Raw genomic sequence first — 23,524 nt, 5'->3', positions numbered from 1 at the left:
TTGTTGCCCTTAAGCGAGGAGGCGTATTATATATACTTAATCCTCCGTGGCAAGTAGTTTTTTAAACTTTCTTGCCGCCTCAACCGCTTCGTTTTCTTGCTTACCTCACCTCGGTGAAGTCCGCGTCAGCAGTTGAGGAGGCGCATTATAGAGATGGCGGACTGAGAGTCAACATACTTTTGAAAAGATTTTTAAAAAGTTTTTACTTCGTACAAATTCCAATCACATCGGTTAACTATCAACCACTTAGCGACGATAAATTAACCACTTAGGCTACTTTATCACCAACAGCTGATACTTCTTTTTCCCCAGCTTTACTAAGTAGTAATCATTAAAGCGTGACCGCCCCGCCGAAAACACCGCACTTAGATTCATATTGTCCGCCAAACCTATCGGATCACCATTAATTAAGACCGCATTACGACCCAGAGCATCCTTTATTTGCTTACCCGCCCCCATACCAATATCCGCAAGCAACTGCGTTAGGGGTTTACCCTCGATTTCTTGACGACTCAAGTGCGCGGTTGGCAATCCATCTAACTGTAACTGCCTGAAGTCACCCGCAGACAAATCAGCTAATTCTCCCGAAAACAACGCATTGGTGATGCGCTTCGCTCCAGCTAACTCCACCTCACCATGAATAAGCCCTGCCATCTCTTCTGCCAGAACCCTTTGACCCGCAGGTCGCCCCGCCGCTTTATCAGCCGCTTCAATTTCGTCAATCTCTTTTAGAGACAGGAAAGTGAAATAGCGCAGAAATTTATACACATCAGCATCCGCAGTACCTAACCAAAACTGATAAAATGCATATGGTGATGTTTTTTCCGGATCAAGCCAGACAGTACCCGATTCAGTTTTACCAAACTTCGTACCATCGGCTTTAGTCACCAAGGGCATTGTTAAACCATGAACAGAAACACCATGCTGACGACGCGCTAGATCCACCCCCGCAATAATGTTTCCCCACTGATCAGAGCCACCAAGCTGCAAGGTGCAACCATGTCGCTTATAAAGCTCAGAGAAGTCCATGCCTTGCAGCAATGAATAACTAAACTCAGTAAACGAGATCCCTGCTCCTTCTCTATTTATACGCTGCTTGACCGATTCCTTGGCCACCATTGTATTAACTGAGAAGTGCTTGCCTATATCGCGCAAAAACTCCAATGCCGTCATAGACCCAAACCAATCTAAATTATTGGCAACCTCGGCAGAGTTCTCACCGCAATCAAAATCAATGAAACGCGACACCTGGCCCCTTAGGCGCTCGACCCATCCCGCCACTATATCTGGAGTATTCAACTGTCGTTCTTGCGCTTTAAAACTCGGATCACCAATCAAGCCCGTAGCACCACCAACCAATGCAATAGGTTTATGCCCCGCCTGCTGAAAACGCCGCAGCGCCAACAAAGGCACCAGATGGCCAATATGGAGGCTATCGGCAGTTGGGTCAAAACCACAATACAAGGTCCGCGGAGCTTCAGCCAAATATTCAGACAAGCCATTCTCGCCCGTCATTTGCGCGACAAGACCTCTTGCCTCCAATTCAGTGAGCAAATCTGCATTTACTGCTGTCATACATCGACCTTCATATTATAAGAAGCGCAAACCCTCATATTTAGACGATTTGCAAAAATAGGAAAATACCGAAGAGCCGGCAAGATACAACAACCACCGACAAATGCAAACCGGGAAAAGCTGACAGAAAGGCACACTCAAGCTAGAATCTACTTTAACTCTCGGTTTTTACGAGCACCAAACACGCAAGACATTTGTTATACTGAGCAAAAAACCACCAACAGGCATGTAGTATTTAACTATGCAAAACTGGATACCTAAAAGGCACGCCGTTCGCAAGAACATTAACGGCAAGTTCCCGCGGCGCCACCTGGCTCTTGCTGCATCGACGCTAATTGCACTTGGTTTATCCTTACTACTATTACCCGGTGAAAATGCAGAAGCCAAGCGGACCGCCATCCCACTGAATCTAGAGCTTAGCCCCACCCGAGCCGCAAGTAATATCGCAGAGTCTGCACCAATAGAAGAACCCGAAAAACCATGGACCGAAGTACAAGTTAAATCAGGCGACTCACTGTCAGCAATATTTAGCCGCGCAAACCTAACGCCCCAAGCTCTCCACGAATTATTAACTACCGCACCAAAGGCCAAAGCACTCAATAAGATACGCCCAGGACAAAAACTTTCTTTCCAAATAGATGAAAGTGGCGAGCTCACTGCAATGAGCTATCAAGTCGACAAGCTAAATAGCCTTATCTTTGAGCGCGGGGTAACCGGCTTTGGCACAACCGAGCTAACCGAAACACCTGAAATTCGTCAACGGGTCGCCAGCGCAACGATTACTTCGTCACTCTATAAAGCAGCGCAAGATGCCGGCGTAAACCAAAGTATTATTATGGAGTTAGCGAATATCTTCGGCGGCGTACTGGATTTTGTGTATGACGTTCGCAAAGACGATTACTTCATTGTTATATATGAAGAGCTGTACCTAAACGGTGAACGCCTTGGCAGTGGCCAAATTCTTGGTGCCCAGTATTTCAATCAAGGCCGCTCCTTTGAAGCTTACCGCTATATCAACGCACAAGGCGAGGTCGATTACTTTTCAGAAAGCGGCGAAAGCATGCGAAAAGCATTTTTACGCGCGCCACTCGATTTCACACGCATCAGCTCAGGATTTAATCCCAAACGCCTTCACCCCGTTTTTAAAACTGTTCGCCCACACCGCGGCATAGACTATGCTGCACCACGCGGTACTCCGGTCTATGCAGCTGGGGATGGCCGAGTTTCTGCCGCCGGCTATTCAAAAGCCAACGGTAACTACGTGTTTATCAAACACGGCGAGGCCTATGTTACTAAATACCTTCACCTGCATAAGCGTGCTGTATCAAAAGGTGAGCGCGTGAGGCAACGAGAAACAATTGGCTGGGTGGGCTCAACAGGGTACGCCACGGGGCCACATTTACACTATGAATTCCTAGTAAACGGTGTTCACCGCAACCCCGCCACGATTGTGACCAAGTTACCTGCGCCAACAAAACTAAGCAGCGGTGAAATGCCGACCTTTAAAGACCAGATTTCCGGCATGCAGCTACAACTCAAAACGTATGCAGCGCAACGAAACTACACCAATACTGACGCAGGCTAATGAGCTCAAAATATATAGGATTGATGTCTGGGACCAGTCTTGACGGCATTGACGCTGCACTCATAAGCATTGATAAAGACGGCTGTGTCCATTTTGAACACAGCATATCAGCAGAGCTTCCCAGAGAATTAAAAAAAGACATTCTGCAATTATGCTCCACCAGCCACGACGAAATAGAACTGCTAGGCAAAACAGATCGGAAAATTGGACAGGTATTTGCCGAGGCAGCGCTTGCGCTCTGCGCAAGCGCCAATATTAAAACTACCGATGTCACCGCTGTAGGAAGTCACGGTCAAACTGTTCGGCACCGCCCCCCCGATAATAGCCGAGATTACAGGAATGCCTTCACACTTCAGATCGGCGACCCCAATACCATTGCAGAAATAAGCGGCATAACAACGGTTGGCGATTTTCGTAGACGAGATATTGCCGCCGCAGGCCAAGGCGCCCCACTAGTACCCGCATTTCATGCCGCAGCATTCGCCGACCCATTAGAAGAACGCATTATTCTAAATATTGGCGGCATGGCCAATGTTAGCATCCTCAAAAAAAATGGTGACGTTACAGGTTTCGACACAGGCCCCGGCAATGTCCTTATGGATAGCTGGATACAGCACTGCCAACAGCTTAATTATGATCGCAACGGCGAGTGGGCCGCCAGCGGCAGTGTCGACCCGGCTCTTTTACAGTATTTTTTGCAATCGAATTACTATCGTCAAACCGGCCCAAAAAGTACGGGGCGAGAACAGTTCAATATGCAAACGATTGAAGAGGCACTAAAAGTCTTTCCCTGTATTGCAGCCCCCGATGTACAGGCCACTTTATTAGAGCTCACTGCGCGTAGTATTTGTGATGCAATAGAAAAATCGAGCACCGCAAACTCGTCACTATTTTTATGTGGCGGTGGCAGCGCAAACCTAGCACTCTGTCAACGCCTGAAAATACTGCTACCTTCACACGCGATTAACGACACCAGCGCACTAGGCATTCCCCCTGACTGGGTCGAAGCTGTAGCATTTGGATGGATTGCACATCAAACATTAAATCATTTGCCAGGAAACATTCCCGCCGTGACTGGAGCTAAAGGCAGCAGAATTCTCGGCGCTATTTACCCGGCATAAACAAGTAACAACAGGTAACGGACGTTACCAACAAAATCAGAAGAGAGATTGAGGGGAGCTGGCCCAACCGAAAAGAGTTAGACCAGTAACAATATTAAACCGAGAACGAAGAACCACAACCACAAGTAGTGCTTGCATTGGGATTACTTACAATAAAACGAGAACCTTCCAAGCCTTCGGTATAATCGACTTGCGCTCCGTCAATATACTGATAGCTTAATGGATCAACCAACACAGTCACCCCGTCACGCTGAACCAAGGTGTCATCTTCCTCAGCAATCTCATCAAACGTAAAGCCGTATTGAAACCCAGAACAACCACCACCGGTAACAAAGACACGTAACTTCAAATCATCATTGGCCTCAGACTCGACCAAACTTCTCACCTTAGCCACCGCTTTATCCGTCAATGTCAGGACTGACGGTGTAAATTGCTCAACCGCAGACATATACCACCTCACTACTCTATTGGCGCAAATTTGCGCAGCTATGGCTAAGATTATCCGCTTTTCCGACCAAATCAGTCAAGTATTGACCGCGGACAATGGCTCTATGGAAGCAACGCCAAGCCCTGTAAACCCATTGTTTCCGGCAAGCCAAACATAATATTCATATTCTGGATCGCTTGACCCGAGGCCCCTTTCACCAAGTTATCAATCACCGACAATACCACAACAGTATCTCGATTCTGGGGACGGTACACCGCCAATCTACAGGTATTAGCACCACGAACAGTGCGTGTTTGTGGCAAACTTCCCAGCGGCATCACATCCACAAATGGCGAATCGGCATACCGCTTTTCAAACATAAACTGCAATTCGTCTAAAGGAACCGCTGGGTCCAATAACTCTGTGAACAGGGTTGCATGAATCCCTCTCACCTGCGGTAACAAGTGCGGGGTAAATGTAAGGCCAACCGGACCCCCAGCAGCAATTGCCAGCTCCTGCTCAATTTCAGGCAAATGGCGATGCCCAGCAACACCATATGCTTTGAAGCTCTCAGACAACTCAGCGTATAGGTTATCAATTTTCGCCTGTCGCCCAGCCCCGCTCACCCCTGAGGCTGCACTAGCAATCAAGCGCTTGGGGTCGACTAATTTCTGCTCCAATAAAGGAATCAAACCTAGCTCTACCGCCGTTGGATAGCAGCCAGGGCACGCGATCAATTTTGCGTCACGAATTTGCTCAGCATTACTCTCGGGAAGACCATAAACCGCTGTTGCTAGAACATCCGGACACACATGCTCTTCGTTATACCACTTAGACCACAACGCCGCGTCACTGATACGAAAGTCCGCCGACAAATCAATGATCCGTGTTCCCGCCGCTAACAACTCGGGCACCATGTTCATTGCAACATTATGCGGGGTAGCAAAAAACACAACATCACAACTGGCGAGCGCCTTAACATCAGGCGTGGTAAAGCGCAGATCTACAGCGCCACGCAAACTAGGGAATAACTCATCAACGGCAACACCATCTTCAGCTCGCGATGTAATCATCGCCACTTCAGCCTCCGCATGGGTAGACAATAACCGCAGTAACTCTGCTCCTGTATAACCCGTACCACCTACTATTCCAACTTTTAACACCCGAATACTCCTTCTTTAAATCTGTTCATTTTTTTTTTCAACATCGGAGCCGCCAGCCACATTTGACGTCACCGACTCATTTTGTTCCTTTAGCAAGTGATCCCAGCCCCGTACCAAGTCTCGCGCCAGCACATGATAAACCGGCTCGCTCATCACCAACTTTGATACCGCCGTGGCGACCAACGCGCTAACCATTAATGCTGGGAGTATATCGTGGTTATTACCGGTCAACTCAAGCACAATAACAAAAGCGGTGATAGGCCTCTGCACAACGCCGGCAAAATAACTCGCCATTCCCACCAATATTAAAGACACCACCGGCACCTGAGGAAACATAGGCCCCATCGCCGAGCCTAGCTCTGCACCCGCCGCTAAGCTAGGTGAGAAAATTCCGCCTGGGATACCACTAAAATATGTTAACAATGTCGCCAGTATTTTACCCCCAGCCGTTAACCAACTCCCCTCCGACTGCTGCGCAAGTAGCGCTTTAGCCTCGACATAACCACTGCCCATGGTAAGACCATCTGAGAGTATTGCCATACCAGCCAAAAAAATCCCAATCACCCCTGCTACTTGCAATGGCTTTTTCATCACAAAGGGGGCAATTGCCCGATTCCCTTGAACCAAAAATAGACTAAACAAGCCCCCTGCTAAACCACAAGCCGCACTCACACCCATAATATAAGGGTAATACGAGAGCGGCACTGCGGAGACATCTGGCACCCCGAAATAACTGTAATGCCCTGCAAATGCCAATACGACCACCCCCGAAAGGATAATCGCCATAATGAATGTCCCGGTAGTTCTTGCCTCCATTGACTGCTGCAATTCTTCAATCGCAAAAACAATACCGGCAAGCGGCGCGTTAAATGCCGCTGACACACCTGCAGCCCCCCCAGCCACAATCAAACTACTTTCTACCTGACGCTGCTTTAACTTAGCCCAAGTACCAAATTTATACATTAGCGCGGCGCCCACGTGCACACTAGGCCCCTCCCTACCAAGGGTTGCTCCCACGAGTAGCCCAGCACAGGTTAGCAAAACCTTCAGCGTGGCCACGCGCAACGATAAAAAAGGCCCACGCAGCCAGTGGTAACTCTGCTTATGCGCTAACAAAACTTGTGGAATACCGCTGCCACGGGCAGCTGTACCCCCTAGGTTCATTACCCACACGATCGCCATCAAACCCAAAGGAGTTATTAGCAAAAATGCATAGGGGTAATGATCAAAAACGTGTTCAGTGAATGAATAGCTCTCTTCAGAAAGCCAAGCAAACCCCTGAATAACCAAACCAACAGATAGCGCTCCAACCCAAAACACCGCACGCGCTTTCCAATCTTCAGCCGTGCCCAATTGACGGCGAGTATGGCGATTACCCAACATCCACCACAGGCGGAGCCTACGAGCAGTTTGAGTACGTTTTTTGTTGACGGTCATTTAATAAGAGGCCTATGCAGGCGGCTGAACAAAATAAGAATACACAAGATAAAAAATAGTGCGGCGAGCCGCAATTGACTGTCAGATATTGTATGCTAAATCATCGTTAACACCCAGTACCCAAAATGTGATTACACCAAACACCGCAGTTAATCTGCTACCGCGCCGAATATCGCAATGAAATTACACCATTTTTTAGCGCAACACTGCGACCACAACATAGGTAAATCAATATGCTCTGGCTAAAAGCCTTCCACATTATTGCTGTGATCTGCTGGTTTGCGGGAATATTTTATTTGCCAAGGTTATTTGTTTATCACGCCATGGCAGAAGATCAGGCAACACGCGACCACCTCAAAATTATGGAGCGCAAACTGTATCGCTTCATCAGCCCATTTGCCGTCTTAACAGTGGTATTTGGCACGCTCCTCATCGCTCAAAATCCTGACTACTATCTTCGAGCCGGCTGGCTACACGTAAAGCTACTGTTTGTTGTTGGCCTCATTGCATACCATTTATATTGTGGGCAAATAGTGAAAAAATTCGCCAATGAACAAAATCAACACCAACACGTATTTTATCGCTGGCTTAATGAGGCACCGGTGATTGCCTTATTTGTTATTGTCATTCTGGCGGTCACCAGACCCTTTTAATGACATATAAATAGCCGTACTGGCGATAATTCAAGCAGCGCGGGATAATACCCGCTTAACTCCTCTACTATTAAGACAATCTTTATGACTAGCTCTGAGCAATTATTTGAAACCGCCCGCCAGCGCATCCCCGGTGGAGTCAACAGTCCAGTTCGCGCGTTTAAAGCGGTTGGCGGCACACCAAAATTTATTGACCACGCAAGTGGCGCTTATCTATATGATGTTGAAGGTAAACGATATATAGATTACGTCCTCTCTTGGGGTCCAATGCTGCTTGGTCACGCACACCCCGACGTCATTGCCAGTGTTACCGCTCAGCTACAAAAGGGTCTAAGTTTCGGCGCACCAACCGAAATCGAAACCCAACTCGCGGAAAAGCTATGCAGCATCATGCCGGGCATGGATATGGTTCGCATGGTCAATTCCGGCACTGAAGCAACCATGAGCGCCATTCGTCTAGCTCGCGGCTACACTAATAGAGACAAAATCATCAAATTTGAAGGCTGCTACCACGGCCACTCTGATTCTCTTCTTATTAAAGCGGGCTCCGGGGCTCTAACAATGGGCGTACCGAGCTCACCAGGCGTACCTGCCGCTCTGGCAGAACACACCATCACCCTTAGCTACAATGATATTGAAGGTGTACAAGCGGCCTTCGCAGAATACGGTGACCAAGTTGCCTGTATTATTGTCGAGCCCGTTGCCGGCAATATGAACTGTGTCCCACCCATTCCTGGATTTCTTGAGTGCTTGCGAGCCTGCTGCGACCAAAGTGGCGCGGTGCTAATTATTGATGAGGTAATGACCGGTTTCCGCCTAGGCCTACAAGGTGCGCAGGGCTACTACGGAATAGACGCCGACATTACCTGTCTGGGTAAAGTCATTGGCGGCGGCATGCCGGTGGCCGCATTTGGCGGCAAGCGCGCAATAATGGAATGCATCGCACCGGTGGGGCCGGTATATCAGGCGGGAACCCTATCGGGTAATCCCATTGCCATGGCCGCCGGCCTCTGTATGCTCGAGCACATTGAAAAAGACGGTTTTTACGCCCCCGTTTTTAATGCCACAGACCGGCTGGTAAACGGTTTAAAAGAACGTGCGGACGCAGCGGGAATTGCCATGACCAGCAATCACGTAGGCAGCATGTTTGGCGTATTTTTCACCGACGCCGAGCAGATCACCAACTATCAGCAAGTCATGGCCTGTGATACCGAGCGCTTTAACCGATTTTTTCACGGCATGCTAGACGGCGGCGTGTATCTTGCTCCTGCCTCATACGAAGCCGGTTTTCTGTCGGCAGCACACAGTGACACCGACATCAACGACACTTTAGATATTGCAGAACGTGTTTTTAAAACCCTGCGCTGAGACCTGAATATGACCATTTCACTCAAACGGGGAGCCTTCCCCAATACCCGCTTGCGCCGGATGCGAGCTAACGACTTTTCACGTCGCTTAATGCAAGAAAATCAACTTGGCGTGAACGACCTCATCTACCCGATGTTTGTTTGTGAAGGATCAGGGGACCGACAAACAATCAGCTCCATGCCGGGCATAGAGCGATTGAGTATTGACCTAATGGCGAAAGAGGCAAAGCTACTCGCCTCATTAGGCATACCAGCAATTGCTCTTTTCCCTGTTGTTGGAGCAGAAAAAAAATCGCTTTTTGCCGAAGAAGCCTACAACCCAAATGGCTTAGCTCAAGATGCGATCAAAGCCATTAAAGATGCCGCTCCAGAGCTTGGCGTCATTACTGACGTGGCATTAGACCCCTACACCACTCACGGCCAAGATGGCATCATCGATGACAAGGGTTATGTCTTAAACGACCGCACCACCGAAACCCTGTGCATGCAGGCTGAGGCCCAGGCCAATGCCGGCGCCGATATTGTCGCGCCGTCGGATATGATGGATGGCCGCATTGGCGCTATACGCTCAACCCTAGAAAATGCGGGACATATTAACACCTGTATTCTTAGCTACGCCGCCAAATACGCCTCCGCATATTACGGTCCATTCCGCGACGCGGTAGGCTCTGCAGGAAATTTAAAAGGTGGCAATAAATACACCTACCAAATGGACCCCGCGAACAGTAACGAAGCCCTGCATGAATGTGCCCTCGACTTAGCGGAAGGCGCCGACATGATTATGGTTAAACCCGGTATGCCCTATCTGGATATCGTTCGCAGAGTAAAAGACGAGCTGGCCGTACCCACTTATGCCTACCAAGTTAGTGGTGAATACGCGATGCATTGCGCCGCCTTTGAGAATGGCTGGCTGGACAAAAACGCCGTCATGATGGAATCACTACTCGCTTTTAAACGTGCTGGAGCAGACGGTATACTCACGTATTTCGCCAAAGACGTGGCATTATTACTGAATAACTAGTATTTACGCTGTCATACAGAGCGTTTATGGTTATCGTGGATTAAACACAACTACAGGGAAACTACCATGCAAAAACGATTACTAGCCGTAGCGGTCATCGCGGCATGCGCATCAATAAACACGCAAGCTGACATTATTGGCGCTACTGCTGGCGCATATATGTGGAAGCAAAGCTGGGAAGGCAACGTTCAATCAGGCTCTGATAGCGTCGATATGAACGACGATCTTGGCTACGACGATGAAACAGGAAAAAGCTTTTTCGTTGCCTTTGAGCACCCCGTCCCAGTCCTGCCCAATATTCGCTTGCAGCGCACTGATTTAGATATCAGTGAAAGCAATCAACTGTCACGGACATTCACCTTTGACGATGATGTCTACACTGCTGCTGACACCGTAGATTCGACAACTGATTTATCACACACAGACGCCACCCTGTATTACGAAATATTGGATAACTGGGTTAATCTTGACGTCGGCCTAACAGTGCGGGTGTTTGATGGTGAAGTTCGCCTAGCATCTACTGGCCGCGAAGGTTCGATAGAACTAGACGCCCCCGTCCCTATGGCTTACGTTAATGCTCGCTTCGACCTTCCGCTAACAGGCTTATACGCGTCAGCACTCGGCAATATCATTTCCTATGGCGACAACGCTGTCACTGACATGACCGTTGGCCTAGGTTACGAGTTTGGCATCATTGGACTTGAGTTGGGCTACCGCAACTTTGATGTTGACCTTGAAGACGACGACGACGAAGCTAGCCTTACCGTCGACGGATACTATTTCGGTGTCGTTATAGACATCTAAATAAATCAACTCAAGAAACTCTCAAAAGGCGCATCTCTTGCGCCTTTTTTTGTTTCATACTGCCAAAGCAATTTATAATCTAAACAATCGCAGCCTTGTAGACCTTGTAAAAATGACTCGCTTGCTACCTAAGACACTGACTCTCATCGCCACGCTGCTAGCCAGCCCTTTGTCACTGGCCTGCGAGTGTATTTGGGAGGGGCCATTCACGTCGGTTTACAACAAGACTGATCTCGTTGTTTACGGCGAAGTAAGCGCCTCGCAAGGCAACGGCTTTGATCTGATAATAGACACCATTCTGCAGGGTGATGAATACCGAGACAAAATTAGGATTTGGGGAAAAAAAGACAATTTGTGTCGCCCCGATGCAGAACAATTCCCACCTGGCAGCGAGTGGGTTATGGCGCTCAAACGCATTGACAACCCTCCCACTGACGCCTTCAACCCCTTTAAACCCAATATCAGCTTTGGTCGCCAAGACGACTTCAGCCTCTCAAGCTGCGGTGTATATTGGCTGCCCGTAAAACAGCAACGGGTATCAGGAAATATCATCGAGGGTTCACGCTGGCAATATATAGACGCCAAAAAAACACCAGTGATTTTTCCTGTGTTCGAAGCGTGGTTTAACAAGATTCTGCCGGACTCTGCCATTGCAGAAGCAGCCAAACCACAAACCGAGGCCAGACAACTGCTGAACGAAACCAAAATTCACCTCTGGGAACAACAGCGCAACCCCCTGCCTGAGGCCGAAGACCTTGATTTTCGTCCACCCAGCAGACTTGACGATGTAGAGTTGCCAACCACGTCTACCGAATCAAACGAGACTGAGTAATTCATCCAACATTCTTAAAGACATACCCCAAATACGGCGTTTACCATAAAAATAGCAAGGCAGAGTCATCTTCAGCTTACCGCGACCAAACTCCATGGTTTCGCGTTGCTCAACATCCATTAAGAAACTTAATGGAATCCAAACCGCCTCTGCCACTTCATGATTTGCATCAATACCTACCGCAGTATGCAGCTTAAAAACATAGGGAGTCACTACCATGGGCTGGCGGCCAGAATGCGGCCGACTCACAATATCGGATAAACGACCAATACAGTGACCGGCCTTTTCCAAATAAATCCCTATTTCCTCTTCGGTTTCCCTCATCGCCGTGCGTAAACCGGTGACATCACCGCGATCCATCCTGCCACCCGGAAAGGCCATATGCCCCGACCAAGGATCCCCTTCGCGATCGGCTCGCTTAATCATTAAAATTTCAATATGGTCATTCAAATCTCGTAGAATAATCGCAACGGCGGACCGCTTGACCCAGCGCCGCCACCATCGCTGACGCGGCTTAAAATTATTTAAGCGCTCAATGATATGCTGTAACGCGACTTCTTCCGGTGTTTTAGCAATCAATACTCACCCCTTCTCCCCATCAAATAACGCTTCTCACTGGCTCGTGCTACCATTGCCACCCAGAATCATCAATATAATAGCATTGCTCGCCACAACACTAACGACCCAGCAACGCGCCAGAAACGTGAAGTTATGCCAACACACAAAACGGACATTCGTGATCATCACGATCTTGAAAAATTACTTCGCAATTTTTATCGTGAGGTATTAGTCGACCCTATTATAGGCTTTTACTTTACTGACGTTATTCCCTTCTCATTGGAACACCATCTGCCAATAGTTATTCGCTTTTGGGGCCAATTTTTATTTAATGAAAGCCAATACCAAGGGCAATTATTTGAGCGTCACCAAAACATCCACAAACAAGCAAACCTCAGCCCCCACCACTTTGAACGCTGGTTGTACTTATTCAATGCCAATATTGATCACCATTTTGAAGGAACTAATTGCCAAATAATAAAAATACGAGCGAAACGCATAGCAGACTCTATGGCTACCGCCCTTATCAAAAAAACAGCCGATAGAGCACTGCTTGATGGCGTGCATTTTTATAACCCAAAAACCTAACCGTATAAGCGACGCAGACGAAGCACAGCCTCCTGTAAGCGATCCAGCCCTGTAGTGTAGGCAAACCGAACATGCTGCTCCGCCTGATAACGCCCAAAGTCTTCACCTGGGGTAATGGCAATACCGTGATTCTCAAGTAAATCTAAACACAGTCGCTGACTCGTAGTTTTAAACCGCTCAATACCCGCATACAAATATAAGGCCCCAGCGGGACAATGCGGGATTTCAAACCCAAGCTCACGCAACGCTGGCAGTAAAAAATCTCGCCGCGCAGCAAACTCATCACGACGCCGATTTAATTCCAGCCGAGTCGTTGTATCAAACGCAGCCAATGCGGCATATTGCGCTGTAGTCGACATCGAAATAAAAAAGTTCTGCGCCATTTTTTCTAAGTGCGGCACAGCTTCTGGAGGCGCCACCAACCAGCCCAAACGCCAGCCCGTCATACCAAAGTATTTTGAGAAACTATTAATCACGAAGGCCTTATCCGTTATGGATAAAATACTGGGGGCTGCTTCGTCATAATTTAAACCGTGATATATCTCATCAACAATTAAAGACCCACGTTTGCGCTCACACAGCGAATGTAAATCTTGAAGCTGAGTTGAAGTTAATATCTCTCCGGTAGGGTTTGCCGGTGAGGCCACCATAATCCCCTTCGTATTGGGTCGCCAATACTGCTCCGCTTTTTCCGCGCTGAGCTGAAAACGATCCTCAGGCCCTACCGGCACTAATTGCCCCTCTCCTTCAACCAAGCGCAAAAAGTGTCGATTACATGGGTAGCCAGGGTCTGTCATTAACATCCCCTCACCTGGATTAATCAATAACCCCGCCAACAACAGCAACGCACCCGACGCGCCAGGGGTAATCATAATCCGCTCTGGGGCAATATCTAAGCCGTAATCAGTTCGATAATATTGCGAAATAGCCTGCCGTAACTCGGGAATACCCGCAGCAGGCGTGTAGTGTGTCTCACCTCTATCCAATGAGGCCTTAGCGGCATTTACGATGGTATCCACAGTACTAAAATCTGGTTCACCCGCCTCCATATGCACACTATCTCGACCTGCCGCCGCCAACTGCTTAGCCCGCGTCAATACTTCTACCACACGAAATGGCTCGATATCTGCCAGTCGATCCGCAAATCGATTATCCACTTAAACAACTCCCATCGACGCAAAAATTGAAGTTTATCTTTATCACACCTACCTGAACATCACCGCTACAGGGTAGCAAATACACTTAAGACAAATTTCGTCTGGCGCCAAGGCCACATATCTGGTAGTTTTGCCGGTTTGGCGACACAGCGTCGTCGCGCATGTCCGCAGTTTGCGGTTAACGGCTTGTACAGAAGAGGGCCAGCCATGCCTGCACAGCAGAGTACACCTGAAAGTTTGAAGACCTTCGTCCCCTATAAAGCAAAAAAGGGCGAAGAATACATGAACGACAATCAAAAGGAGCATTTTCGCCAGATTCTGCTTAGCTGGAAAGCTGAGCTTATGGAAGAAGTGGATCGCACTGTAAGCCATATGAAAGACGAGGCTGCCAATTTCCCGGACCCCGCTGACCGAGCGACCCAGGAAGAGGAATTTAGCCTTGAGTTGCGTACGCGTGATCGTGAGCGGAAGTTAATCAAGAAAATTGACTCCACCCTCGACCTCATTGACGAAGATGACTATGGCTTCTGCAACACTTGTGGCGTAGACATTGGCATTCAACGTCTTGAGGCTAGACCTACTGCAACCTTGTGCATAGATTGCAAAACGCTCGACGAAATTAAAGAGCGCCAAGAACGCGGTTAATCTGCATGGGTGGCATTATTGGCCACCCTCGCTAACAGGCTTCTTATGTCAGCACTACACACTGGCTACATTGGCCGGTTTGCCCCTTCACCAAGCGGTCCCCTCCACTTAGGCTCTCTGCTTACAGCAGTAGCGAGCTACTTAGATGCGCGCGCAAACCAAGGTCAGTGGTTGCTACGCCTTGAGAATATAGATCCGCCCCGCGAACAAGATGGTGCTGCAAAGTTAATTATCAACAGCCTAAAGGCCCATTCGCTATACTGGGATGGAGACATTCTCTGGCAAAACCAACGCAGTAAAAACTATGAAACCGCGCTTTCCAAACTGGTGACCACTCAAAACGCTTACCACTGTAGTTGTTCACGCGCCCAACTTGCCCAACACGGCGGCATACACCCTAAGCAATGTATAAACCCACCCAAAGAGGGTGACTCCGCTATTCGCCTAAAAATCCCACATACCAATGTGCGCTTTACCGATCGCGTACAAGGTGCTCAAAGCTATTCTGCCGACAAAATTGGAGACCCCGTCCTAAAACGACGCGACGGACTTTACGCCTACCAGCTCGCCGTAGTCATCGATGATGCCGATCAACATATCAGCGACGTGGTAAGAGGTGTCGATCTTCTCGATGCAACAGCGTGGCAACTCCATCTCCAACAAGCGCTTTCACTCCCAGCAATGCGTTATTTACACCTGCCGGTCATTGTCGGTGACGACGGCCACAAACTAAGCAAACAAAGCTGTGCACCCGCCATCAACAACCAGCTTGCCAGTCAAAATCTACGTAAGGTGTTAAGCTATTTGAATCAACCGCTACCACCACCCGAACTAAACACAACTAAAATACTGCAATGGGCTATCGAGCACTGGCGCCCCCAGCTTATTCCCGCTGGCGCCAGCCTTAGCCTCTAGCAATACTTTGCAGTTTTACAGCGGCTCCAGTAACATCCAAAAGACTACGCTAACGTTGCGAGCACCATGCAAATTCACTCATCTTTACTGCTTTTAGCCACCTTTGCCTTTATCTATACACCAACGCTTGGTCGCTGGCTAAACGAAACCAGTACACTTTGGTATCGACATCATGCGGTATGGTTGCTAATTATTCTTTTTGTTTATATCAGCCTCTATCAGCAGCGCCGCAATGCCCCTTAGCCTCAACACACTCTTTCTTATTGGTATTGGCTACCTATTACTCTTATTTGCCATTGCCTACGCCACCGAACGCCAACTACTACCTTCACGCCTCGTCAATCACCCAAGCGTGTATGTTTTATCACTTGGTGTATACGCCAGTGGTTTTGCGATTTATGGTGCAATTGGTTTTGCTGACCGCTACGGCTATAGCTTTCTAAATTATTATATTGGTATTTCAGCCGCGCTGATTTTACTGCCCATACTTTTAGCGCCCCTACACCAAATCTGTAAAAGCTATCGCTTGAACTCCCTCGCCGACTTGCTGAGCTTCCGCTTTCGCAGCTCTTGGGTGGGCTCTATTGCAACCCTATTTTTGGCACTTGCCGTTTGGCCACTGCTTGCTATACAAATAAAAATTGTCTCTGACTCCACCTTGATCTTAAGTGTTGGCGACGCATTAAACGCCGACCACTCTCGCTTTAAAAACCTCGCCGCGTTACTTTTCTGCGTCGTCATCACTGTATTTACAATTCTATTTGGCTCACGCAATCTTGCCTCCAAAGACAGTCATCGCGGACTTGTGGTGGCACTCGCCTTTGAGTCTATTGTTAAAATGCTGGCCATCGTATTAATCGGCATCATTGCCGTAAATACTGTATTCGGTGGTTTTGGCGGCTTACAGGAATGGTTAAATGCCAACCCGCAAATAGTAAACAATTTAAGCGCCCCACAAGCCGCCGACACTAGCAGACTTATGCTTATCATGTTTTTCGCTGCATCCGTCTGTATGCCCCACGTCTTCCACATGTTATTTGCAGAAAATCCCAGCCGCCAAAACCTTGTTACCGCTAGCTGGGGCCTCCCCTTATTTTTACTTATTATAAGTGCACCCGTTCTCCCCATACTCTGGGCTGGAAAAGCCGCCGGCCTCGACATAACAACGAGTTATTTCGCTCTGGGCTTATCACTAAATTTCGACAACCTATGGTTAACCACACTAATTTACCTAGGTGGCTTATCCGCGGCGAGTGGAGCCATCATTGTCACCACCCTCGCACTCGCCTCAATGAGCTTAAATCATATTGTCTTGCCAGTACTTCGCCCCAAAGGCCGCGAGGTGGATATTTACCGCTGGCTATTAATGACTCGCCAATTGCTGATTTGCGCAATCATTTTAATTGCCTTTGTCTTTTATGAATTTATAGGAGACACCCAAACCCTTACCAGTCTGACCATGGCCTCTGCCTGCGGCTGCCTACAATTTTTACCTGGTGTACTCGCCGTACTTTATTGGCCACGCGCCAACCGCAATGGCTTTATTAGCGGCTTGAGTGCAGGCTTTGTCGTTTGGGGGCTCGGTTTACTACTGCCAATGTTTAGTGACTACCACCCTGCTTACTTAGAAAAACTCTACCCCTACACAGTAGACCGCGACTTATTTTGGGTTATTGTTGCCAGCTTATCCTTAGGTATAAACAGCCTCTTATTTATCATCGTATCGATTTTTAGCGAAACATCATCTGAAGAACGTAGCGCCGCAGAAGCCTGTACTTTAGACGATCTTAACCGCCCTAGCCGCCACACCCTCAATCTACAAACCGCAGGTGAAATAAAACAACGCTTACAAGAGGCCTTGGGGGATCATGCCGCCGAACAAGAATTCAGACGAGCACTCGATGAGTTGCAGCTTAGTGAGCTAGAAACCCGCCCCTATGCTTTACGCCGCATCCGCGACAGAATTGAAATTAATTTATCGTCACTGGTTGGCCCATCAAGCGCACGCCGCGTGATCGACCGCGTTTTACCCTATACCGACAGCGTATTAGGTAATAGTGAAGACATTACCTATATAGAAGAGCGCTTAGAACGCTATCAAACCAATCTCACCGGGCTCGCTGCCGACCTTGATAGCTTACGTCGCTATCATCGCCAAACCCTAGAAGACCTTCCCATTGGCGTTTGCGCCTTAGGCAACGACCAAGAAATATTGCTATGGAATACCTCAATGGCCGACATTACGGCCATCAAATCCAATGCGATTACCGGCTCTCGCCTCACAGGCTTACCCGGACCTTGGGCAGCGTGCCTCATCAACTTTCTTGCTAGCAGCGACCTCCACCGCAGCAAGTTTTGTGTTGAGACCGAAAAAGGCTTGCGCTGGCTTAACCTACATCGCACCGAATCCCAAATGTGGGGCCGCGATGAACTGATTATTGTTGTCGAAGACATCACCGACACCCAATTACTCGAACATGAGCTCACTCACCAAGAGCGCCTAGCCTCAATTGGTCGCCTAGCAGCAGGGGTAGCACACGAAATTGGCAACCCTGTCACCGGCATTGCCTGCTTAGCTCAAAACTTACGCTACGACACCGAGAACCCCGACACCCTAGAAGCCGCATCTCAAATCGTTAAACAAACCCAGCGTATCAGTAGCATAGTCCACACCCTGGTCAACTTCGCCCACACTGGCCGCGAAGTAAGCTCACAAATAACCGAAGCCGTCAGCATACGTAACTGTGTATCAGAAGCCATTCAGCTACTTAGCTTGGACAACGAGGCCCGTCAAATCCTCTATAGCAACCTCTGCCCTGAGAGCATTATTGTCGATGGCGACAACCAAAAATTAATGCAAGTATTCATAAACCTACTATCAAACGCCAGAGATGCGAGCAATGAAAACGCGACCATCGCGATAGATGCCAGAATCGAAAACGATGAGACACATATCACCGTAACCGATCAAGGTTCGGGTATTGATCAAAAGTTGCAGAGTCGAATATTTGAACCCTTCTTTACCACCAAAGATCCTGGGAAGGGTACTGGGCTGGGGCTCGCCTTGGTCTACAACATTATCAACGACATCGATGGCGAAGTAAGTATCGAGAGCCCTGTTATGGAATTCGGCACCTACGGAACGCGTATCCACATCCGACTGCCACTAAGTAAGCCCGAGCCAAACTAGAAATATTTAGCTGATCGCGTTATGTTGTTCGGCTACGCGCCCGCTCGGTAGTAGCTAGACGAATCCACGGAGAGAAATATGCCTAAAATCCTAATAGTCGAAGACGAAGATGTTATCCGTCTAGCGCTTCGACGCCTGCTTGAGCGAAATGACTACCAAGTTGATGAAGCGGACTCCGTATCGAAGGCCATTGCCAATTACAATATTAATGATTACGCCTTAATCATTAGCGATTTGCGCCTACCCGGTGCATCGGGCACCGACTTAATCAATAAAACGGATGCACCGGTATTGATTATGACTAGCTATGCCAGTCTTAAATCCGCCGTCGACTCCATGAAGAAGGGCGCCATAGATTATATCGCCAAGCCCTTTGATCACGACGAAATGCTAGAAACAGTTGAGCGTATTATCCGCACCACCAGCAGCGAGAAAAAAGTCAACACGCTGGAGCCTACGAGCAACCAACGAAAACAAATTGCCGACGCCAACGGTATGATTGGCAGCTGTAAAGCCATGCAACAGCTTTATGATTACATTCGCAAAGCCGCACCCACCGACGCCACCGTCCTTGTCCACGGCGAAACCGGCACCGGTAAAGAACTCGTCGCCCGCGCCATCCACAATCAAAGCCCGCGCCAAGGCAAACCCATTATTTGCGTTAACTGCGCCGCCATTCCCGATACGCTGATAGAGTCAGAACTCTTTGGTTATGAGAAAGGGGCGTTTACAGGGGCAAATGCAAATCGCACCGGCCTTATTGAAGCCGCCGACGGCGGTACACTATTTCTCGACGAAATTGGTGAACTCCCCCTTGAAGCCCAAGCTCGACTACTTCGATTTATCCAAGAAGACGAAATACGCCGCATTGGCTCAGTAGAGTCAATCAAGGTCAACGTTAGGCTGGTCTGCGCTACCCACCGCGATCTCAAGGAAATGGCCCACGATGGGGACTTTCGAGAAGACCTTTACTACCGAATTAACGTAATGAAATTAGAATTGCCGCCACTGCGTGAGCGCGGCAAAGATATCTTAGAGCTTGCAGAGACACTACTCAAAAATCGCTGCGAGAAAATGAAGAAACCGTTAATGCATTTCAGCCCCAAAGCTATTCAGGCCATCACCACCTATATATGGCCGGGTAACATCCGCGAACTTGAGAATGCCATTGAGCGAGCGGTAATACTGTGTGAGCGCAAAGAAATCGACAACGAACTGCTCGACATCGATTTAGAACTGGTTGATATCAGCCAAATCAGAGGGCGTAATAACGACTCACCCTCTCGACCAACAAATAACACCAACTCTGACTCGCGAAGCCGCGATGGGCGCAAACCCCATCACGCCGATCCGAGCGAAGACCTGTCCTTAGAAGATTATTTCCAACGCTTTGTTCTTGAACACCAAGACTCTATGAGCGAAACCGAACTAGCCCAAAAGCTGGGGGTGAGCAGAAAATGTCTTTGGGAGCGACGTCAACGGCTTGGAATCCCTCGCAAAAAGGTCAGTGCTCGCGCAGGAACATAAACCATCAAGCCGAGCGTTACCAAAGGCCAGTAATCGTAACAACAGGCGTTTATTAAGGTAACAATCCGCATAATCACCTAAGTAATAATAACTAGCAAAAAAACGTAAGGTGTTGATATACAAAGAGATTAAAAAGCTGGCACGGCAAGTGCTCTATGTTAGGGGCGAAGAATAATAAAAAATGAAAATAATAATAAGAAAATAGAGAAAGAATAATAATAATACATAAGCAAAGAGACCTGGGTGGGGAAGACATTGTTTTCCCCTTCTTCGTTTTACCCCCTAGCAATTTCCCTCAACACGCTCTAACTCATTAACCTCTAAAATCCATCACTCCTTTAACAACACTACAAATACGCCTGTGCTAGAATACCGGCTTTACAAAATTTATCGGCTACGCAGAAATCAATGACATCTAGCTCTGTAACCGGGCTCTGGAAAAAAATCTCCAACAAGTTTTCCAAACCCAACAATACATCAAGCGCTGCAACCATCATTCAGCGAGACGACCACTGCGTATCCCGCAAGCATATAAGCGACGCCGCACTCAAAGTCATCCGCCGCTTAAATGACGAAGGTTTTGACGCGTATTTAGTAGGGGGCGGAGTAAGAGACCTTTTACTTGGCGGCCACCCCAAAGACTTCGACATAGCAACCAATGCCACGCCAGAACAAGTACGCGGCGCATTCCGTAACAGCAGGATCATTGGCCGCCGCTTCCGTATTGTCCATGTCCGCTTTGGCAAAGAGGTCATCGAGGTTACGACTTTTCGTGGTAGTCACGACGCGCCGAGCACGTCAACCCAGCGCAACAAAAATTCAGCTCGAACTGAGTCTGGCATGCTTACTCGCGACAATGTCTACGGCTCAATAGATGAAGACGCTGCACGCCGCGACCTGAGCATCAACGCACTTTATTATTCAAGCCGCGATTTTTGCGTTCATGACTACGTTGGCGGCATGCACGACCTAGAGCAGAAACTAATCCGCATCATCGGCGATCCAGAAACCCGTTACCGCGAAGACCCGGTACGAATGTTGCGAGTTGTACGCTTTGCCGCAAAGCTTAATTTCGATATCGAGCAACATACCGAAGAGCCGCTTAAACGCTTGGCGCCGCTACTCACAGATATCTCTGCGGCACGGATGTTTGATGAAGTAATCAAATTGCTTATGTCGGGCCAAGGACTTCAAACCTACGCCCTAATGCAGCGCTACGACTTGTTTCGCCCCCTGTTCCCAGCCACCCATAAGATGCTGAATCAAACCGCATCAGCGGCCGAGGAACTTATCCAGCAAGGCCTAATCAATACCGACGCACGAATTGCCGAGGGTAAACCCGTTACACCGGCATTTATCTACGCCGTATTACTGTGGCCGGTTGTCAAAAAGACACATAAAGAAATCATCGACAGTGGCGTGCCAGAAATCCCAGCACTTCACCAAGCCGCTGAGCGCGTGCTCCACAAACAACAGCAAACCGTTGCCATCCCCAAGCGCTTCTCGCTGCCAATGCGAGATATCTGGGAATTGCAAAGCCGCCTAACCCGTCGCTCGGGTAAACGGGCAGAACTACTGCTAGGCCATCGCTACTTCCGCGCCGGCTTTGACTTTCTATTACTGCGCGAACAAGCCGGTGAAATAGAAGCAGGACTTGGGCAGTGGTGGCTGGCATTTCAAGAAGCACACAGCGATACCCGTGGCGCCATGCTGACTCAAGTACCAGCAGGCGATAAAGCCCGTCCGACTCGACGCCGCCGCGGCCCTCGTAAAGCACGATGACGCGAAGCTACATTGGCTTGGGCAGCAATTTAAATACACCCAGGCAACAAGTTTTGAGCGCTATTAAAACCATTGCTGCCACACCCGGCTGTCATTTAATAGCGCAATCTCGCCTTTATGGCTCAGTAGCTATCGGTCCAGGCGAGCAAGATGACTACGTCAATGCGGTAATAGCAATTGATACCACCCTGACGGCAAGCAAGCTTCTCAACACACTGCAGGCCATCGAAGCTCAACATCAGCGCCAGCGCACTGTACGCTGGGCTGCAAGAACCTTAGATCTTGATTTGCTGTTGTACGGCCAAGCCATAATTCAATCGCCTGAATTGACAGTTCCCCACCCACGAATGTTTGAGCGAGATTTCGTGCTCCGGCCCCTCTTCGATATTGCACCAGCAGAATTACTCAGCCACCATGGTTTAAATGGACCTGAAAAACAATTCAGCACACACTATTCCGACAACGACAAACTATGGGTTTTAGAGCCAGATGATAAAGCGATCACTTCTTAATGAACCCATTATCAACGCCGAAAAACCACCCTGCTTCATCGCCATTGAAGGCCCCATCGGGGTGGGTAAAAGCACACTAACACGGCGTTTAGCCACGTCACTTGGCTATCAGATGCTGCTTGAGCAAGCTGAAGATAACCCTTTTCTTGAGCGCTTTTATGCCAATCAGCGTCACGCCGCATTGTCAGCGCAACTATTCTTTTTATTTCAACGCGCACAACAACTGAGTGACTTACGCCAAAGCGATATGTTTAGCCAAACACATATCGCTGATTTTCTATTTCAAAAAGACCCGCTATTTGCCCAAATCACCTTAGAGCCGAATGAATTAGAGCTCTACCACAAAGTGTATCAACAGGTTGAGGTCGATATTCCCACCCCCGATTTAGTGATCTACTTACAAGCCCCAGTAAAAGTGTTAAAAGAGCGAATACAGCATCGTGGCGTACAGTTTGAGCAGAGTATTCATGGTGATTACTTAGAACGGGTAAACGCCGCTTACAGTGAGTTTTTCCTTAACTATAACGACTCACCCCTCCTAATTATTAATGCCAGCGAAATAGATTTTGCCAATAACGACCGTCAATATGAGCAATTACTTCAATATCTACTGGAAATACGCAGTGGTCGACATTATTTTAACCCCACATTTTTCTGAGCACTGC

Annotated in this window: 22 protein-coding genes; 16 read left to right on the top strand and 6 right to left on the bottom strand. The window is 48.5% G+C overall.

Features of this window, described 5'->3' with window-relative positions:
* Positions 1 to 273: 273 nt before the first annotated feature.
* Positions 274 to 1,575 (bottom strand): tyrosine--tRNA ligase, encoded by a 1,302-nt coding sequence (tyrS, locus tag AELLOGFF_RS18010; protein WP_159270395.1) that lies wholly within the window; start codon positions 1,573 to 1,575, stop codon positions 274 to 276.
* A 241-nt stretch (positions 1,576 to 1,816) separates the two neighbouring features.
* Between tyrS and AELLOGFF_RS18005 the strand changes: the two genes are divergently transcribed.
* Both AELLOGFF_RS18005 and AELLOGFF_RS18000 read left to right on the top strand, forming a co-directional pair.
* Entirely contained in the window at positions 1,817 to 3,160 is a 1,344-nt protein-coding gene (locus AELLOGFF_RS18005; RefSeq protein ID WP_159270394.1) for a peptidoglycan DD-metalloendopeptidase family protein, read from the top strand.
* A complete protein-coding gene (locus tag AELLOGFF_RS18000; protein WP_159270393.1) occupies positions 3,160 to 4,281 on the top strand; it encodes an anhydro-N-acetylmuramic acid kinase in 1,122 nt (373 codons plus the stop codon). Before AELLOGFF_RS18005 ends, AELLOGFF_RS18000 begins: the two co-directional genes overlap by 1 nt.
* Before the next feature lie 94 nt (positions 4,282 to 4,375).
* Here AELLOGFF_RS18000 and erpA read toward each other — a convergent pair whose 3' ends face one another.
* The 3 genes from erpA to AELLOGFF_RS17985 all read right to left on the bottom strand — a co-directional run bounded on the left by erpA (position 4,376) and on the right by AELLOGFF_RS17985 (position 7,308).
* Positions 4,376 to 4,729, bottom strand: a complete 354-nt coding sequence (gene erpA, locus AELLOGFF_RS17995; RefSeq protein WP_159270392.1) for an iron-sulfur cluster insertion protein ErpA — start codon at positions 4,727 to 4,729, stop codon at positions 4,376 to 4,378.
* A 101-nt stretch (positions 4,730 to 4,830) separates the two neighbouring features.
* A complete protein-coding gene (argC, locus tag AELLOGFF_RS17990; RefSeq protein WP_159270391.1) occupies positions 4,831 to 5,871 on the bottom strand; it encodes an N-acetyl-gamma-glutamyl-phosphate reductase in 1,041 nt (346 codons plus the stop codon).
* A gap of 15 nt (positions 5,872 to 5,886) precedes the next feature.
* Positions 5,887 to 7,308: a chloride channel protein gene (locus tag AELLOGFF_RS17985; RefSeq protein WP_235035770.1), complete on the bottom strand. Its 1,422-nt coding sequence runs from the start codon at positions 7,306 to 7,308 to the stop codon at positions 5,887 to 5,889.
* A 227-nt stretch (positions 7,309 to 7,535) separates the two neighbouring features.
* Here AELLOGFF_RS17985 and hemJ point away from each other — a divergent pair, with 227 nt between their 5' ends.
* From hemJ to AELLOGFF_RS17960, 5 genes are all read left to right on the top strand, one after another.
* Positions 7,536 to 7,961 carry a protoporphyrinogen oxidase HemJ gene (gene hemJ / locus AELLOGFF_RS17980; RefSeq protein WP_327785496.1) on the top strand — a complete coding sequence of 142 codons (426 nt, stop codon included), beginning with the start codon at positions 7,536 to 7,538 and terminating at the stop codon, positions 7,959 to 7,961.
* Positions 7,962 to 8,045: 84 nt separating this feature from the next.
* Entirely contained in the window at positions 8,046 to 9,329 is a 1,284-nt protein-coding gene (hemL, locus tag AELLOGFF_RS17975) for a glutamate-1-semialdehyde 2,1-aminomutase (protein ID WP_159270389.1), read from the top strand.
* Positions 9,330 to 9,338: 9 nt separating this feature from the next.
* Positions 9,339 to 10,349 carry a porphobilinogen synthase gene (hemB, locus tag AELLOGFF_RS17970; RefSeq protein ID WP_159270388.1) on the top strand — a complete coding sequence of 337 codons (1,011 nt, stop codon included), beginning with the start codon at positions 9,339 to 9,341 and terminating at the stop codon, positions 10,347 to 10,349.
* 66 nt (positions 10,350 to 10,415) lie between these two features.
* Positions 10,416 to 11,153, top strand: coding sequence for a TIGR04219 family outer membrane beta-barrel protein (locus AELLOGFF_RS17965; protein ID WP_159270387.1), 738 nt, complete (start codon positions 10,416 to 10,418; stop codon positions 11,151 to 11,153).
* 37 nt (positions 11,154 to 11,190) lie between these two features.
* The gene (locus tag AELLOGFF_RS17960) at positions 11,191 to 11,985 is read left to right on the top strand and encodes a hypothetical protein (protein WP_159270386.1); all 795 of its coding nucleotides are present in this window, start codon (positions 11,191 to 11,193) and stop codon (positions 11,983 to 11,985) included.
* Here AELLOGFF_RS17960 and AELLOGFF_RS17955 read toward each other — a convergent pair.
* Positions 11,968 to 12,564, bottom strand: a complete 597-nt coding sequence (locus AELLOGFF_RS17955) for an NUDIX hydrolase (protein ID WP_159270385.1) — start codon at positions 12,562 to 12,564, stop codon at positions 11,968 to 11,970. The two genes, AELLOGFF_RS17960 and AELLOGFF_RS17955, sit on opposite strands and share 18 nt — an antisense overlap.
* A gap of 132 nt (positions 12,565 to 12,696) precedes the next feature.
* On the opposite strand from AELLOGFF_RS17955, the gene AELLOGFF_RS17950 reads away from it, so the two are divergent.
* Positions 12,697 to 13,131, top strand: coding sequence for a group III truncated hemoglobin (locus AELLOGFF_RS17950; protein ID WP_159270384.1), 435 nt, complete (start codon positions 12,697 to 12,699; stop codon positions 13,129 to 13,131).
* Here the strand turns inward: AELLOGFF_RS17950 and AELLOGFF_RS17945 are convergent.
* Positions 13,128 to 14,288: a pyridoxal phosphate-dependent aminotransferase gene (locus AELLOGFF_RS17945; RefSeq protein ID WP_159270383.1), complete on the bottom strand. Its 1,161-nt coding sequence runs from the start codon at positions 14,286 to 14,288 to the stop codon at positions 13,128 to 13,130. The two genes, AELLOGFF_RS17950 and AELLOGFF_RS17945, sit on opposite strands and share 4 nt — an antisense overlap.
* Positions 14,289 to 14,495: 207 nt before the next feature.
* Between AELLOGFF_RS17945 and dksA the strand changes: the two genes are divergently transcribed.
* The 8 genes from dksA (at position 14,496) to AELLOGFF_RS17905 (ending at position 23,517) form a co-directional block, all read left to right on the top strand.
* Positions 14,496 to 14,933 carry an RNA polymerase-binding protein DksA gene (dksA, locus tag AELLOGFF_RS17940; protein ID WP_159270382.1) on the top strand — a complete coding sequence of 146 codons (438 nt, stop codon included), beginning with the start codon at positions 14,496 to 14,498 and terminating at the stop codon, positions 14,931 to 14,933.
* Between the two features lie 45 nt (positions 14,934 to 14,978).
* Entirely contained in the window at positions 14,979 to 15,848 is an 870-nt protein-coding gene (gene gluQRS, locus AELLOGFF_RS17935) for a tRNA glutamyl-Q(34) synthetase GluQRS (RefSeq protein ID WP_200842777.1), read from the top strand.
* A 66-nt stretch (positions 15,849 to 15,914) separates the two neighbouring features.
* Positions 15,915 to 16,091 carry a hypothetical protein gene (locus AELLOGFF_RS17930; RefSeq protein ID WP_159270381.1) on the top strand — a complete coding sequence of 59 codons (177 nt, stop codon included), beginning with the start codon at positions 15,915 to 15,917 and terminating at the stop codon, positions 16,089 to 16,091.
* Entirely contained in the window at positions 16,081 to 19,038 is a 2,958-nt protein-coding gene (locus tag AELLOGFF_RS17925) for a sensor histidine kinase (protein WP_159270380.1), read from the top strand. Before AELLOGFF_RS17930 ends, AELLOGFF_RS17925 begins: the two co-directional genes overlap by 11 nt.
* Before the next feature lie 78 nt (positions 19,039 to 19,116).
* Positions 19,117 to 20,565: a sigma-54-dependent transcriptional regulator gene (locus tag AELLOGFF_RS17920; RefSeq protein WP_159270379.1), complete on the top strand. Its 1,449-nt coding sequence runs from the start codon at positions 19,117 to 19,119 to the stop codon at positions 20,563 to 20,565.
* 408 nt (positions 20,566 to 20,973) lie between these two features.
* Positions 20,974 to 22,347: a polynucleotide adenylyltransferase PcnB gene (pcnB, locus tag AELLOGFF_RS17915; protein ID WP_159270378.1), complete on the top strand. Its 1,374-nt coding sequence runs from the start codon at positions 20,974 to 20,976 to the stop codon at positions 22,345 to 22,347.
* Positions 22,344 to 22,859 (top strand): 2-amino-4-hydroxy-6-hydroxymethyldihydropteridine diphosphokinase, encoded by a 516-nt coding sequence (gene folK / locus AELLOGFF_RS17910; RefSeq protein ID WP_159270377.1) that lies wholly within the window; start codon positions 22,344 to 22,346, stop codon positions 22,857 to 22,859. Before pcnB ends, folK begins: the two co-directional genes overlap by 4 nt.
* Complete coding sequence (locus AELLOGFF_RS17905; RefSeq protein WP_159270376.1) at positions 22,837 to 23,517, top strand: deoxynucleoside kinase; 681 nt, start codon at positions 22,837 to 22,839, stop codon at positions 23,515 to 23,517. Before folK ends, AELLOGFF_RS17905 begins: the two co-directional genes overlap by 23 nt.
* Positions 23,518 to 23,524 lie beyond the last annotated feature (7 nt).

This window comes from Zhongshania aliphaticivorans, from assembly GCF_902705875.1.
In the GTDB taxonomy this organism is placed as follows: Bacteria; Pseudomonadota; Gammaproteobacteria; order Pseudomonadales; family Spongiibacteraceae; genus Spongiibacter; species Spongiibacter aliphaticivorans_A.
The sequence above is the reverse complement of the archived record's forward strand: the minus strand, read 5'-3'. Positions and strand labels throughout refer to the sequence as shown.

Bases quoted from the DNA above. Each gene is read 5' to 3' on its own strand.
- tyrS (WP_159270395.1), bottom strand. From the start codon at position 1,575: ATGACAGCAGTAAATGCAGATTTGCTCACTGAATTGGAGGCAAGAGGT.
- AELLOGFF_RS18005 (WP_159270394.1), top strand. From the start codon at position 1,817: ATGCAAAACTGGATACCTAAAAGGCACGCCGTTCGCAAGAACATTAAC.
- AELLOGFF_RS18000 (WP_159270393.1), top strand. From the start codon at position 3,160: ATGAGCTCAAAATATATAGGATTGATGTCTGGGACCAGTCTTGACGGC.
- erpA (WP_159270392.1), bottom strand. From the start codon at position 4,729: ATGTCTGCGGTTGAGCAATTTACACCGTCAGTCCTGACATTGACGGAT.
- AELLOGFF_RS17985 (WP_235035770.1), bottom strand. From the start codon at position 7,308: ATGACCGTCAACAAAAAACGTACTCAAACTGCTCGTAGGCTCCGCCTG.
- hemL (WP_159270389.1), top strand. From the start codon at position 8,046: ATGACTAGCTCTGAGCAATTATTTGAAACCGCCCGCCAGCGCATCCCC.
- hemB (WP_159270388.1), top strand. From the start codon at position 9,339: ATGACCATTTCACTCAAACGGGGAGCCTTCCCCAATACCCGCTTGCGC.
- AELLOGFF_RS17965 (WP_159270387.1), top strand. From the start codon at position 10,416: ATGCAAAAACGATTACTAGCCGTAGCGGTCATCGCGGCATGCGCATCA.
- AELLOGFF_RS17950 (WP_159270384.1), top strand. From the start codon at position 12,697: ATGCCAACACACAAAACGGACATTCGTGATCATCACGATCTTGAAAAA.
- dksA (WP_159270382.1), top strand. From the start codon at position 14,496: ATGCCTGCACAGCAGAGTACACCTGAAAGTTTGAAGACCTTCGTCCCC.
- gluQRS (WP_200842777.1), top strand. From the start codon at position 14,979: ATGTCAGCACTACACACTGGCTACATTGGCCGGTTTGCCCCTTCACCA.
- AELLOGFF_RS17930 (WP_159270381.1), top strand. From the start codon at position 15,915: ATGCAAATTCACTCATCTTTACTGCTTTTAGCCACCTTTGCCTTTATC.
- AELLOGFF_RS17925 (WP_159270380.1), top strand. From the start codon at position 16,081: ATGCCCCTTAGCCTCAACACACTCTTTCTTATTGGTATTGGCTACCTA.
- AELLOGFF_RS17920 (WP_159270379.1), top strand. From the start codon at position 19,117: ATGCCTAAAATCCTAATAGTCGAAGACGAAGATGTTATCCGTCTAGCG.
- pcnB (WP_159270378.1), top strand. From the start codon at position 20,974: ATGACATCTAGCTCTGTAACCGGGCTCTGGAAAAAAATCTCCAACAAG.
- folK (WP_159270377.1), top strand. From the start codon at position 22,344: ATGACGCGAAGCTACATTGGCTTGGGCAGCAATTTAAATACACCCAGG.
- AELLOGFF_RS17905 (WP_159270376.1), top strand. From the start codon at position 22,837: ATGATAAAGCGATCACTTCTTAATGAACCCATTATCAACGCCGAAAAA.